14 protein-coding genes are annotated in these 13,796 nt (G+C 34.3%); 9 read left to right on the plus strand and 5 right to left on the minus strand.

Annotation, left to right across the window (positions count from 1 at the left end):
• Positions 1–28: 28 nt before the first annotated feature.
• Entirely contained in the window at positions 29–376 is a 348-nt protein-coding gene (locus JFU23_RS25535; protein ID WP_000426320.1) for a DUF4257 domain-containing protein, read from the minus strand.
• Between the two features lie 196 nt (positions 377–572).
• Between JFU23_RS25535 and JFU23_RS25540 the strand changes: the two genes are divergently transcribed.
• The 5 genes from JFU23_RS25540 to JFU23_RS25560 all read left to right on the plus strand — a co-directional run bounded on the left by JFU23_RS25540 (position 573) and on the right by JFU23_RS25560 (position 5,629).
• Positions 573–1,100, plus strand: a complete 528-nt coding sequence (locus JFU23_RS25540; protein ID WP_137057611.1) for a DinB family protein — start codon at positions 573–575, stop codon at positions 1,098–1,100.
• Between the two features lie 182 nt (positions 1,101–1,282).
• Positions 1,283–2,332 carry a ribosome small subunit-dependent GTPase A gene (gene rsgA, locus JFU23_RS25545; RefSeq protein ID WP_201033022.1) on the plus strand — a complete coding sequence of 350 codons (1,050 nt, stop codon included), beginning with the start codon at positions 1,283–1,285 and terminating at the stop codon, positions 2,330–2,332.
• A gap of 208 nt (positions 2,333–2,540) precedes the next feature.
• Positions 2,541–4,523, plus strand: coding sequence for a methyl-accepting chemotaxis protein (locus JFU23_RS25550; RefSeq protein WP_002012412.1), 1,983 nt, complete (start codon positions 2,541–2,543; stop codon positions 4,521–4,523).
• A 164-nt stretch (positions 4,524–4,687) separates the two neighbouring features.
• Positions 4,688–4,993, plus strand: coding sequence for a hypothetical protein (locus JFU23_RS25555; protein ID WP_016102175.1), 306 nt, complete (start codon positions 4,688–4,690; stop codon positions 4,991–4,993).
• A gap of 267 nt (positions 4,994–5,260) precedes the next feature.
• Entirely contained in the window at positions 5,261–5,629 is a 369-nt protein-coding gene (locus JFU23_RS25560) for a DUF3979 family protein (protein WP_002086098.1), read from the plus strand.
• Between the two features lie 33 nt (positions 5,630–5,662).
• Here the strand turns inward: JFU23_RS25560 and JFU23_RS25565 are convergent, their stop codons facing one another.
• Positions 5,663–6,703: a YkvI family membrane protein gene (locus JFU23_RS25565; RefSeq protein ID WP_002031445.1), complete on the minus strand. Its 1,041-nt coding sequence runs from the start codon at positions 6,701–6,703 to the stop codon at positions 5,663–5,665.
• Positions 6,704–6,938: 235 nt separating this feature from the next.
• On the opposite strand from JFU23_RS25565, the gene JFU23_RS25570 reads away from it, so the two are divergent.
• The 3 genes from JFU23_RS25570 to JFU23_RS25580 all read left to right on the plus strand — a co-directional run bounded on the left by JFU23_RS25570 (position 6,939) and on the right by JFU23_RS25580 (position 9,150).
• Positions 6,939–7,382: a Dps family protein gene (locus JFU23_RS25570; protein ID WP_002012416.1), complete on the plus strand. Its 444-nt coding sequence runs from the start codon at positions 6,939–6,941 to the stop codon at positions 7,380–7,382.
• 108 nt (positions 7,383–7,490) lie between these two features.
• The gene (locus tag JFU23_RS25575) at positions 7,491–8,000 is read left to right on the plus strand and encodes a DUF3939 domain-containing protein (RefSeq protein WP_201033023.1); all 510 of its coding nucleotides are present in this window, start codon (positions 7,491–7,493) and stop codon (positions 7,998–8,000) included.
• A gap of 208 nt (positions 8,001–8,208) precedes the next feature.
• Positions 8,209–9,150, plus strand: coding sequence for an alpha/beta hydrolase (locus JFU23_RS25580; protein ID WP_201033024.1), 942 nt, complete (start codon positions 8,209–8,211; stop codon positions 9,148–9,150).
• A 43-nt stretch (positions 9,151–9,193) separates the two neighbouring features.
• Here the strand turns inward: JFU23_RS25580 and JFU23_RS25585 are convergent.
• From JFU23_RS25585 to JFU23_RS25595, 3 genes are all read right to left on the minus strand, one after another.
• A protein-coding gene (locus tag JFU23_RS25585; protein WP_374191743.1) for an IS1182 family transposase occupies positions 9,194–10,656 on the minus strand; the annotation gives its coding sequence in 2 pieces (ribosomal slippage) (positions 9,194–10,095 and positions 10,095–10,656; 1,464 coding nt in all).
• A 136-nt stretch (positions 10,657–10,792) separates the two neighbouring features.
• Positions 10,793–11,794, minus strand: a complete 1,002-nt coding sequence (locus tag JFU23_RS25590; protein WP_201033025.1) for an LLM class flavin-dependent oxidoreductase — start codon at positions 11,792–11,794, stop codon at positions 10,793–10,795.
• 104 nt (positions 11,795–11,898) lie between these two features.
• On the minus strand, positions 11,899–12,090 hold the full coding sequence (locus tag JFU23_RS25595) for a DUF3896 family protein (protein ID WP_002012420.1): 192 nt from the start codon (positions 12,088–12,090) through the stop codon (positions 11,899–11,901).
• A 187-nt stretch (positions 12,091–12,277) separates the two neighbouring features.
• Here JFU23_RS25595 and JFU23_RS25600 point away from each other — a divergent pair, with 187 nt between their 5' ends.
• Entirely contained in the window at positions 12,278–13,750 is a 1,473-nt protein-coding gene (locus tag JFU23_RS25600) for a flavin monoamine oxidase family protein (RefSeq protein ID WP_201033026.1), read from the plus strand.
• Positions 13,751–13,796 lie beyond the last annotated feature (46 nt).

A 13,796-nucleotide genomic window follows, 5' to 3' on the forward strand; every position in this document is an offset into this window, starting at 1 on the left:
TAACAATAATTTTTAGAGAAAGTATAGACTAACGTCGTAATAGTTTGTCAATTTCTTGGATTTTCTCATCAGCTTTCCCAATTTGCGTATTTTTAGCCTGTTCACCACCAAGAGCTTGGTGAAGTAAAAACGTTTGACCGGAAATAGCGGTCACAATGGAGACTTTTATAATTTCTTTTATTAAGGTGACATCGAATAAAACGAGTCCAAGAAGTGCGGCGAGGCTACCTGTAAAAATATCAGTTAAAAATCCAAAATGAAAAAAAGTTTTTAAACGGCGTGGAAGCAATAACTTGCCTTGGTTATTGATCAGATGGGAAACGAAGCCAGTAATGCCACCAACGAGAACAGCGGTTAGCCATTGATACATTTCCATCGAATCCACTCCTTTTAGTGAATAAGATTCGATAATTTTATATTGATTCCTTTTAATATTTCATATAAGCATATTGAGAAAGTTTGTTTAGGTTTATTCCGTATTCAATTTAATTTTAACAGAAAAATCTGATATATTTCAGTCTATTATATGAAGCGGTTATTCCTTAATATGAATGTAGAAAGGGGTGCGTGATATGAATATAGATTATCGAATAAGAAGTGTAGATGGTTATACAAAAAATATAGGGGAATTAGTAAGCATGCTGGAACATACGAGGGCTGTAACATTACAGGAAATAAACGATCTATCAGTTGAGCAATTAGATTTAATTATGCCGAGTGGAGGGAATTCCATCGGAGCGTTACTAAAGCATATTGCAGCTATTGAAAAAGCACATCAGCTTATTTCATTTCAAAAGCGTGACTTTACAAAAGAAGAATTAGAAATATGGGAAGATGCACTGTATTTAGGGGAAGCAGGGAAATCTATTCGTGGCTATGACATACCGTATTATGTACAACTTTTGCAAAAAGTGAGAGAAGAAACACTAAAGTGTTTGAGTGAACAGGATGACGAATGGCTAATGTCAGAAAGAAAGTGGCCTAATGGCGTAGCGTATAATCAGTACTACCTTTGGTTTCATGTGCTAGAAGATGAAATTAGTCATCGCGGACAAATTAAAATGCTGAAAAATAAGTTATTTGAAAATTACGTTAAATAAGGTAGCTTTTTAATGGGATATTCCATATAATGAGAGTAATTAAAATTAGAACGGGGTGATGTATTATGGCGAAATTAACTTATATGAATAATAAATCAAATACAAAGGTGGACGGAAAGGGCGATACTCTATAAGTGAGCGCACAATCCTTCCACTAAGTTCAAACTAGGGAGGATATCAATTTGGATCAAAATATTTTAGAATCTTTCGGATGGGATTCTTTTTTTGAAGAACAAGCTGTAGAGAACTATGAAGTAGGGCGTATTTTACTTGAGCATAAGCATATATATCGGATTATTTGTAATGATGGTGAATATGTAGCGGAACTGTCTGGGAAGTTTCGTCATGAAGCGTTAACGAAGGGAGATTATCCGGCAGTTGGGGATTGGGTGTATATAAAGAAAATAGAAAATGAGAAAAAGGCAATTATTCACCGTGTTTTTCCGAGAAGAAGTTCTTTTTCAAGACAAGAAGCTGGTAACAGAACTGAAGAACAAATTATCGCAACAAATGTAGATTATCTATTTTTAGTGAATGCACTTAACCATGATTTCAACGTAAGAAGGATGGAACGTTATTTGCTGGTGGCTTATGAGAGTGGTGCAATGCCTGTTATTGTTTTAACGAAGAGTAGTTTATGTGAAGATGTGGAACAGAAAATTGCAGAAACTGAAGCGGTAGCAATCGGTGTTCCTATATTTGTTGTTGATAGCTTAGTGTACGTCGGAATAGAATTATTGCAACAATTTGTTTCACCAGGAAAAACAATTGCTTTAGTTGGATCTTCAGGTGCAGGGAAATCTACTTTATTAAATGCATTAATAGGAACAGATGTAGCAAAAACCGGAGATATACGTGAAGAAGATAGTAAAGGAAGGCATACGACAACTCACCGTGAATTGTTCCAATTACCGAGTGGCGGTTTAGTAATTGATACGCCTGGTATGAGGGAACTTCAGCTTTGGGAAGGAAGCACGGCAATTCAAACTACATTTTCCGATATTGAAGATCTTGCAAATACTTGCCGCTTTCGAGATTGTAAACATGAAGGTGAACCAGGATGTGCAGTGCGAAATGCTATAGATAACGGAACTATACCCGTAGAGCGCTTACTAAGCTATAAAAAGCTGCAAAGAGAATTGGCATATGTTATGAGAAAACAAAACATTACTCTGGCAAGGGCGGAACGAGATAGATGGAAGAAGATTTCTAAACAACATAAAAAAATGTAAAAAACCAAAGGACTATTCCTTTGGTTTTTTGTATTTGTAAATTTTATAATAATATTATTCATATATATAGACAAAGGGGGGATATTTGTTTAAACTTTACAAGGTGTTTATCAAAAACGAATTGTAAAAATAGAGGATAGGGAATGGGATATATTCATAATTGGTTATTTATCTTTAAAACTTAATATTTAAATACAGGAGGTTTATAATGAGTAAACTGTTAAGGTGGTTTCGAGATATAAAAGTAGCAAAAAAGCTATTAATTTCATTTTTGATAATTTTAATTGCGGCTGTCTCTATTATTGGAGGAATGTCTTATCAAACGGCTAAAAAGAATTTTGAATCACAAATTACGAGTAGTGCTCACGATAATATAAAAATATTAGATAATTTAATCAATCAAATGATTGAGGCGAAATTTAACGAAGTAAATAACTTTGCACGAGTGATTCATAGTGATATGTATCAAGGAGATAATCAAGATGAATTAAGAAAGGTATTATCTCAATATATTAATTTAAATAAAGATATTGAACAAGTATATGTTGCCGGCAATGATAAGAAGTTTGTGCAAGAACCAAATATACAAATGGCAGCAGATTATGATCCAACAACTCGTTCTTGGTATAAAGATGCAGTGAGTAAACAAGGTGGAATCGTGGTCACTGAACCGTATAAGGCGAAAGGAAATGGACATATTGTCGTAACGATTGCGAAACAAACAGAAGATAAAAATGGTGTTGTTGCGGTAGATTTAAGTTTAGAGAATTTATTGAAAACAACAAAGTTAATCAATATTGGTAAAAAAGGATATACTTTCATTTTAGATGGAAAACAAAAAATAATTGCGCATCCTCAAGAAAAACCAGGAGATAAAGCAGCTGATTCTTGGGCAAAGAGAATTTACGAAGATAATCAAGGCACTTTTTCATACACGTATGATGGTAGTGAAAAGAAAATGGTATTTGCTACAAACTTAAAAACAGGTTGGAAAATCGGTGGAACGATGTACTCAAATGAAGTAATTGAAGCTGCTCAGCCTGTATTTTATAATATGTTAATTGTTATGCTTATTTCATTAGTTGTAGGAGGGGCACTTATTTATTTCGTAACTCTTTCTATTACAAAACCTTTAAAGAGATTAGTTGCCACTTCTAAAGAAATAAGTGAAGGAGATTTAACGCAAACAATTGAAATTCATTCAAACGATGAAATCGGTCAACTTGCAAAAGGTTTTAATGAAATGACAGATTCACTAAGAACGTTAATTGGAAGAATTAATACTTCAGCAGGGCATGTTGCAGCTGCATCTGAAGAGTTAACAGCAAGTGTGAGACAAGCGAGTGAAGCGACTGAACAAATTACATCAGCAATGGATGAAATATCAAGTGGTGCAACGACGCAAACAGCAAGCGTAGAAAATGGTGCTATGTTACTGTTTGATGTAACAGAAGGGATTCAGCATGTAGCAAATAGCTCATCATCTATTAATACTGCTTCTGCTCACACTCGCGAAAAAGCAGAAGATGGTGGAAAGCTAGTTGGAAAAACAGTAAATCAAATGCAATCTATTGCGGAATCTGTTTCACAGTCAGATGCTGTTATTCAGTTGTTGAATAACAAATCAAAGCAAATTGGTGATATTTTAGAAGTTATTCAAAATATTGCAGATCAGACAAATCTTCTAGCTTTAAATGCAGCAATTGAGGCTGCAAGAGCTGGTGAGCATGGAAGAGGCTTTGCAATTGTTGCTGATGAAGTACGAAAATTAGCAGAACAATCTAGTGTATCATCAAGTGAAATTAGTAAATTAATTTGTGAAATACAAGATGATATGAGTAAGACAGTAAAATCTATGAATAATGTAAATGAAGAAGTGCAATCTGGACTTGTTATTGCAAATGAAACAAAACAAAATTTCACTGAAATTTTACAATCTACAAATGAAATTGCTGACCAAATTAAAACGATGGTTGAAACAGCTAATGGGATGTCAAAAGGTGCAAATGAAGTATCTATTTCGGTTGGTCAAATTGCTATGACGGCACAAAATAATGCGACGAGTACACAAAGTGTTGCAGCGTCAGCTGAGGAGCAGTTAGCTTCTATGGAAGAAATTGGTTCTGCGGCTGGTACACTATCTCAAATGGCTGAAGAGTTACAAGTATTAATTGAAAGATTTAAAGTATAAAAAGGGGAGGCTGTCTCAAAATAGCATTAGTGCTATTAGAGACAGTCTTTTAGCTGATAAACGGATTAGAGGTTCAATGTATTTAATGTTTGTCGAAAAATAGAGGAATTTGTTAAGCGGGTGTATAATTAATATAATATAGACTACGTTTAAAGGAGATCAGTATGGGAGTGTATTGGGGAACGAAAAGACATTCTTGGCTTAGCTATGTCTCGTTTTGGTTAAGCATTTTATTCTTTGTTGCTTTTTTAATTGAAGTGTTTGTATTTAAAACACTTTCAAATAGCTCATTACAAATCGTTAAATACTTTTATTTTATATTTGTTCCATTAAATATCATTCTTAGTTTAAGGTTATTATTTAAGAAGAATGAAAAGAAAATATTACCGATTTTTAGTTTAATTGTATCACTATTATTTGCAAGTTTAATTATAGTGTTAGCATTAGTAGCTACAGGAAAAGTCTTATGAGGAGAGTGATATAAATTACTCTTCTTTTTTGTGGTTTTTTAAGAGTTATAAGTAGTGTGTAGGAAATAAGGAAAGTGATAAGTTATCAGTAAGAGGACGTACTAGTGAATAGAGAGTGAACTGAAAATACTATATGTTTTGTATGTGTATATAAAGCAAATGAATGCAGTAAGATTCGTGATATATGGTACAATAAACATGGATAGTGATAGAGATAAAGGGTATATAAAATACTCATCGTTTTTTTAGTAAGAGAGGGGTTATCTTATGCTATACGAGGATTTGATGACATTATTCCAAGCTGCTCCGATAGAATTGGATAGAGGCGGCTGGAAATATATAATCCAGGAACAAAATGATAATTATGAAATTGTTGATGAAATGTTAAAAAAGCAAATGAATGTTGAATTGTATTTTAATGAGTATGATGAGGTGAAAATCACTTTATATAAAGATGGAAGCCCTATTACTACTATGCAAAGAATTGCTATTTCAAAAGTTGAGTTGGATGAAGAGGAAGACGGCATTCAATTCGTATTGGAACGCATGCCAAGTCGAATGATTCGTTTGCAATTAAAGCCATATCTTGCAGTAGAAATGGGGCCGTACTGGGAAGTATGTGAAGACTGTGAATGAAGATGAAAAACATCCGTATACACGGATGTTTTTTTATGTTTTTTGAAGTTGTTTAAAGGCAATAATCGGTAGTAAAATGATGCTCACCCAACCGATAATTGGGTATAGAATATGAAGTAATTCACTATATCCAATGAAACTAAAGCAATAACTAATTAGTAATATGAAGTAAATAATGTTATTACTTTTCCATCCGGTAATGGATTGCATTTGTTTTGTCATTCCGAATATATTCCCAACTAATGTTGTGAATACTTCACCAAAAATGATAAGAACAAAGAAAAAATGGAAAGTTGCATTAAACCTTCTTACAACTTCAGCCATTGGGATGTTATATTGATAAAATTGTTCAACGGATAATATTGCTAGATGGCTACATAATAAAATAAAGCAAAGCCCCGCGCCGCCTAAAATACCACCCCATAAAATAGCTTTTCGATCTTTTACTTCACTGGCCAATGGGACGAGAACACTTTGGGCGAGAGACAGATTTAATGCAACATATGTAATAGGGCTAGTAATCCATTTCATATTCCAACTTTCTGTAGGAACGGTGTCAATAATAGGAGTTGTACCATGAATAAAGGTTGTAATAGCAAGTCCGATAATGAAAATCATCATAATAGGTACGACAAGTGTATTCACTTCAAAAACACCTTGTAATCCCCGGCTCCCAATAATGAGGCAGGCGATGACTGTGATGAAAATACCAAGTTGTCTCGGGAGACGAAGTTGTTCTTCAAATACTGCCCCGGCTCCTGATAACATAACGCTAGTTACGCCAAATAATACGAGTAATAATAAAGTATTTACGACATTTCCAAATACATCCCCAAATAAATATTTATTAAATTCTTGCGCTGAAAATGCCCCGATTTGTGATGAAAGTAACATCATTTTTGTACCGAGCCAAATAAAAAAAAATCCACTTATACATATGCCAATGGTTCCGTACAATCCGTTAACTGTAAAAAATTCGACAATTTCTCGCCCAGTAGCAAATCCAGCTCCAACGACCGTTCCGATATAAGTAGCAGCGACTTTCTTTGCTACTTGCCATTGTTGATTGTCCATGTTATCCCTCTTTCTTCTATGATGAGCTTGACTTACTATTATGCATATGTGTGAGCTTGGACAATTAGACATATGAAGTAGTTGAAAGGATACATGAATTATATGATATTAGGGAAATATTAAGGTTGTTAAAACTTTGTTACATATAAGCTGTTCATTCAAAAGAATAGGGAATGTATGGTAAAATGAAGTTAGGTCATTAAAAGATAGTAACATGATAAGAGGAGTGGATTGTATGAGTACGAAAACGAATGTTGTTGAAGTATTAAACAAGCAGGTAGCAAACTGGAATGTATTATATGTCAAACTGCATAATTATCATTGGTATGTGACAGGACCGCACTTCTTTACATTACATGAGAAATTTGAAGAGTTTTATAATGAAGCAGGAACATACATTGATGAGTTAGCAGAGCGTATTTTAGCGTTAGAAGGAAAACCGTTAGCGACAATGAAAGAGTATTTAGCAACTTCAACTGTAATCGAAGGGACAAGCAAAGAGTCTGCAGAAGAAATGGTGCAAATTTTAGTAAACGATTTTTCTGCACTTATTCAAGAATTAAAAGAAGGTATGGAAGTAGCTGATGAAGCTGATGATGAAACATCGGCTGATATGCTATTAGCAATTCATACGACATTAGAACAACATGTATGGATGTTAAGTGCATTCTTAAAATAAACATAAATGGATTAAAGAAAAACTCTATTGAAAAATTCTTTCAATAGAGTTTTTTATAATTTTTCAGTTTTCTTTTATGCTATAATATAGTAAAAAGGAGGCGATACAATGTTTCGCTTTTTCAGAACTGGAAAAGAAGATAGGGAAATTACGAAAGATGAATTAGAACAAGCGATGGCGAAGTTTCTAGAAACGAATGCTAATATCGTTTATACAGTTTTAGTAAATGATGATTACACAGTAAATTATGATTTGTTAAAGCCCTATTTACCTGCATTTCCAACAAATTTTTTTCTGATAACGAAGGAAACGCTTGAAGTATTTGAACATACAGAAGAAAATTTAAACCTAGTTAAAGAAATTGATATCGTACAAAAGGCCGTAGATCAATATGTAACAGAAAAAGAAATGTTCCCAATTGTTGAAGATAGCGAAGATCGCCTCATATGCGGAGTGAAGCTAGGACCATATTTAAATCGTATATTAAAAAGAAACTTATATATTTCAGAAAAGCATTATTTAGTTTCAAGTAAACCAGATAAGAAAAAAAGAATAGTGGGCAGATGTTATGAGAACAACAATAATATTATTGTTGTCTTTTTTTTATTAAAATATTGATTTTTCAGTTTATTCAGCTTTATACTACAACTAGTGGATAGGAAGGAGTGGTGTATTATGCGTATACATACATTAACTATTAAATATCATTCTGAGAATCAGGTATTGTTAAGTTAAATTGTAGAATTTAACTATTTATACCGTGACCCTAGAATGATAGGAAGATTGGAGAAGCAATTATTATAAAAGGTTACGGGGGAATTCCTATATGGAAAATAATATGACTTATATTAAGTTATTAAATGAAACGTTACATTGTTATGCAAATAAAGGAAGTTTTGAAGCGTATTCTTATATAATGAATAATGCTAAAGATGTAATGGGTAATGAAGCGCAAATATATAATTTTAAATATGCATTAGCAAGTGCAGCAGGACTTGAAGAAGAAGCGTTGCATTTAATGAAGAAAGCAATTATAGAAAATGGATTTTGGTACGGAAGTGAGTATTTAATTTCCGATGATGATTTAAAACCACTACATAAATTTGAAGAGTTTCATAGAATGGTTCAATTATGTAAAGAAAGAGAAGAATTAGCAAAGAAATCGGAACAAGCAGACGTGAAATATAAATACAGCAAACAAACTGAAAATCTACTAATAACACTGCATGGGGATCAAGAAAATATACAAATAATAGAACCATATTGGAACTCTGTAATGGAACAAGGTTTTATGCTAGCATTGCCTCAATCTTCCCAAATTCAATTTTCAGATGGATATGTTTGGGATAATATCGAAAGAGGAAGAGAAGAGTTAAAAGGACATTACAATAAGATTAAAGTGAATAAACCATTTGAGAATATTATTATTGGTGGCTTTTCTGCTGGGGCAAGAGTAGCGTTACATTTCATGTTACAAGGTGAAATAGAAGTGAACGGTTTTATTTTTGTGGCACCGTGGCTCCCGGAAATGGAAGAATGGGAAGAAATGATTGGAATATTGCATGATAAAAGCATAAAAGGATATATAATATGTGGGGATCAAGATGAAGATTGTTTTGAAGGTACACAGCAATTTGTAAAGTTATTAAAGGATAAAAATATAGAACATAAGTATAAAGTTGTGCCTAACTTAAATCATGATTACCCTCATAATTTTGATGAGTTATTAAAAGAAGCTATTGAATATATAGGAAGCAAAAACAATTGATTGGTAGTAAGAAAAGGAGATGCATCATATGTGATGCATCTCTTCAGAGTGTTGGGAAACCCTTTAGGGTTCCCAACACTCTGGAATCTTTTTTGATTTTAGCGAAAGAAAACAACAAAAAATAGTAGAATTTAGAAAAATAGCCCTCCACCAACCCCTTTTTGGTTAGATGGAGGGCTATTTTTTTCATGTTTTGACAAGCGGCGGTGAGGTAAGCCTGCATTTGGACAGATTTCAGCCCTCGAAACCGAGCATATCGATAGCCATGTAGTTCTTTTGCATCCGCAAAGCTTCGCTCTATAGTTGAACATCGTACTTTATACAACTTTTTCCCTGTAGCTGTTAGTTTGTTTTTTCTAGCGATATCTTTATATTTCTCCCATATATGATGGGTGATAACTTTTTGTTTTTGTTTCTTTGAAAAGCATACCTCACGTAGCGGACAAACAGCGCAGTCTTCTGGATTCGATTTATATTGACGATATCCTTCGCGATCCGTTGTCGCATATTCTAAAATACATCCCATCGGACAAGCAAATGCATTCATTTCTTCTACATATTTAAATTGGCTTTTCGGTACTTCTTTATTTCTCTTTCCAAATCGGCGATACCCCATCACCATAAATATATTTCTTTCTGATAACTTCTTACAGATATATCCTGTAAAATAGCCTGCATCAAGAGCTACAGCTTCCACTTCAAACCCGAATTTATCAACTTGAGCTTGTAGACGTGCTAAATACGGCTCGGAATCTGCCATATTTCCAGCCGTTATATAGGTATCTGTAATAATATTGTACTTCGCATCAGTCGTACGATGATCTAAAAAATGAAAACCGTTCGGTTTTCCATCTCTCATTAAAAATCCACTATCTGGATCCGTTGTACTTATCCGAGTTTTTTTAGTAGGGGTATCACTTTCCTTTCTAGGTTTTAATTCTTTTTTCCGTGCGCCTCACGATCTTCGATTACCGCAGCTTCTAGTTCATCTATATAGAACTTTGCCTTTTCTTTTTTATATTTATGTACAAATTTATTTTTATTGGCATTGGCCTTAATGTGTGTGGAATCTGTCATCAACGCACGTCCTCCTACCATACGGCGCTCCGTCGCTTGTCTCACAATCTCATCAAAAATTTCTTCGAAAATATTTGTATGAACGAAACGAGTACGGCGATTCCAACTGATTGTAGAATGATCTGGAATTGTATCTGATAGAGAGAACCCTAAAAACCAACGGTAGGCAATGTTCGTTTTAATCTCCTTTTCCAATTGACGCTCAGAACGAATACCATAAAAATATCCAATAAACATCATCTTAAATAAAACGATAGGATGGATTGACGGACGGCCATTGTTTTCACAATAATAAGGGCGTAACTTCTCCTCAATAAAATCAAAACTAATTGTCGCTTCAATCGCACGAAGGAAATGATCTTGTGGAACCAATTCTTCTACAGAAACAGATACACGCTCGTCGCGATGATTTTTTAAAGCACCCATCATAAGAAATCTCTCCTTTTCCTCTTTTTTATCAGTGTTGACACATAAAAAGAGGTTCAGACACAAAAATAGGCTGTGGAGAAGGCTTTCTCCACAGCCTGAGGAGATGCATCATATGTGATGCATCTCTTTTTCGTTATTATAAATTAAAAGCATCTGCCAATAGGCGATAAGAGTTTAATTTATGTTCAAATTGATGAGTAATCGTGACAATCATAAATTCGTCAGTATTATACGCTTTGCTTAAGTTTAATATTTTTTCTTTCACAGAAGACGGATCACCGACAATCATACGTTGACGATTTTCTTTTATGCGGAATAGATCATAAGCACTATACGAATAATTTTGAGCAGTTTCAATAGAAGGAGTACCAGTAGTCCGTTTTCCTTGTTCTAATAGTAAAATCGATAAATCAAGGCTTGATGCAATCTTCTCCGCTTCTTCATTTGTTTCTCCGCAAATAACAAAAATAGATACGATTGATTTTTGTTTATCACCTAAATAGGAAGGTTGGAATTGTTCTTGGTAAGCCTTCATTACTTCAGGGCCACCGTATCCGTTAATGAACTGTGCAAATGCAAAAGAAGCGCCTTGCTTTGCGGCAATCATTGCACTTTCTCCGCTAGATCCGAGCATCCACATTTCAGGAGATGTTGGGATAACTGGAGTAGCCTTTAAGTTTGCATAATGATGGTTTTCTGGTACTTGATCATGTAAGTACATAGCAACATCTGCAATTTGTTCTGGATATTGATCAAGTGAGACCATTTTACCTTCTTGAAGTGCGCGAGTTGCTATCGGCATACCACCAGGCGCTCTCCCGACACCAAGGTCGATGCGGCCCTTATAAAGTGCTTCTAAAACGCGGAAATTCTCGGCAACTTTATATGGACTATAATGTGGCAGCATAACACCACCAGAACCAACTCTAATACAGTCAGTTTTCGCGGCAATATGTGAAATGAGTATTTCTGGACTTGAACCAGCTAAGCTAACTGAATTATGGTGCTCGGATACCCAAAAACGTGTGAATCCGAGTTTCTCAACTTCTTGTGCAAGCGTAACTGTATGCGAAATAGCTTGGGCTGCTGTGCTACCATCTGAAATAGGTGATTGGTCTAATACACTTAATTTGATCATAGAATATACCTCTCAATCTTAATGTACATCCTATTATATATTTACTTACGAAAAATGCGTAATGAAATGCTCAAAAGGAAAAGTGAATAATTTTTTATCCGCTTTTAATGAGAAAACCCTCGTTCATAATGATTCATTTCGACTAAGTTTAATATATATTCGTAGTTATCAATTTCTAAATGTATTTGCTTGCGTTCTTCTTCAGTTAGTTTAACGCTAGTGAGTTTTTTACATAACTGCTGTTTCTTTAATTCTAAATGTTTTTTTGTAGCCTGATAATCGTAAGTACGTTTCATGCGTATCCACCCTTTCCATACAGTTACTATCTGTATGTTTATCATATGAAGCATGTGGAAGGGGGAGAGCTGCACCTTATGTATTTTTAGTGAATTTTCAAATTGTGGTGGTGTTATGTTTAAGTGAATTTATGAATAAAATGCACTAAACCACTAATTTGTATTTCATGAAGTAAGGGGTGGGATTGTGCAGAAAGATATAATGTTTAACAATGAGATGGGTGAAACGTTAAAAGTTATAAATAAGGGATTGAAGAAGACGACACGTCCGAAACAAATCATTGTAGTAGGGGCTGGTATGGCTGGATTAGTTTCGGCATCTTTATTAAAAGCAGCAGGGCATGAAGTAAAGGTTTTTGAAGCGAACAACCGTGTAGGTGGCCGCATAGAGACAGTTAGGATGGAATATACTGGATTATATTTAGATGTTGGAGCGATGAGAATTCCGTATTCGCATACATTAACGATGGCATATATAAGAAAGTTTGGGCTACAGGTGAGCCCTTTTATTAATAGGAATGAGACAGATATTATATACGTAAATGGTCGGAAAACGACATTAAAACAATACGAAAAAGATCCAAGTATTTTAAGATATCCTGTGGAAATGAATGAAGTTGGGAAAACGTCTGAGGAACTCTTAATGTTAGCGGTACAGCCCATTATAAATTTTATAAAAAAGAACCCAGAGAAAAATTGGGATATTGTAGTAAAGGATTTTGGGAGATATTCTACAGGTCAATTTTTAAAATATCATCCTTATCAATATAATACGTATTTTTCGCCAGTAACGATTGAGATGATAGGTGTTCTATTAGATTTAGAAGGTTTTTTAGAAAGGTCATTCGTTGAGACGTTACGTTTTTTATATATTATGCAAGAGGAGAGCGGATTTTGTGAAATAATAGGTGGGAATGATAGATTACCAAAGTCTTTTTTACCACAATTAGAAGAAAATATTATATATAATCAAAAATTAATGAAGCTTCATCAACAAGCCAATGGTGTAACAGCCTATTACCGGAACGAGGAAACTTTTGAATATAGTAGTATTACAGGGGATTTAGTTATTGTTACAATTCCTTTTTCAACAATGCGATTTGTAGAAGTAGATCCATTTGATTCGATATCTCATGCGAAGTGGAAAACAATTCGCGAATTGCATTATATGCCAGCTACAAAAATAGGAATTCAATTTAAAAGTCGTTTTTGGGAGGAACAAGGGCAATTAGGTGGGAGAATTATAACAGATCTTCCTATACGTTATGCGTATTATCCAAGTCATGGAATCGGTTCAAAAGGACCAGCCATTATGCTAGGGAGTTATACATGGTCATACGATGCATTACTATGGGATGGGTTATCAAAGGGGGATCGTATCTATTACACACTACAAAATTTAGCAACAATATTAGGTGGTCAAGTATATGATGAGTTCATGTCTGGAATATCAAAGAGTTGGACATTAGATCCATATGCGCTTGGAGGGTTTGCACTATTTCAAGCTGGCCAAGAATCAGAATTACAGCCAGTCATTGTAAAACCTGAGGGGAGAATATACTTTGCCGGAGATCATACAACGCTGTATCACGGATGGATTCAAGGTGCGATTGAATCTGGAGTGCGTGTGGCGATGGAAGTGAATGATCAAAAAGTTTAAAATTCAGAAATTTCTTTACTGTATAACTTGAGATGGATATTATTAT

The sequence above is a fragment of the Bacillus sp. TH50 genome (assembly GCF_016650565.1).
GTDB classification, from domain to species: domain Bacteria; phylum Bacillota; class Bacilli; order Bacillales; family Bacillaceae_G; genus Bacillus_A; species Bacillus_A mycoides.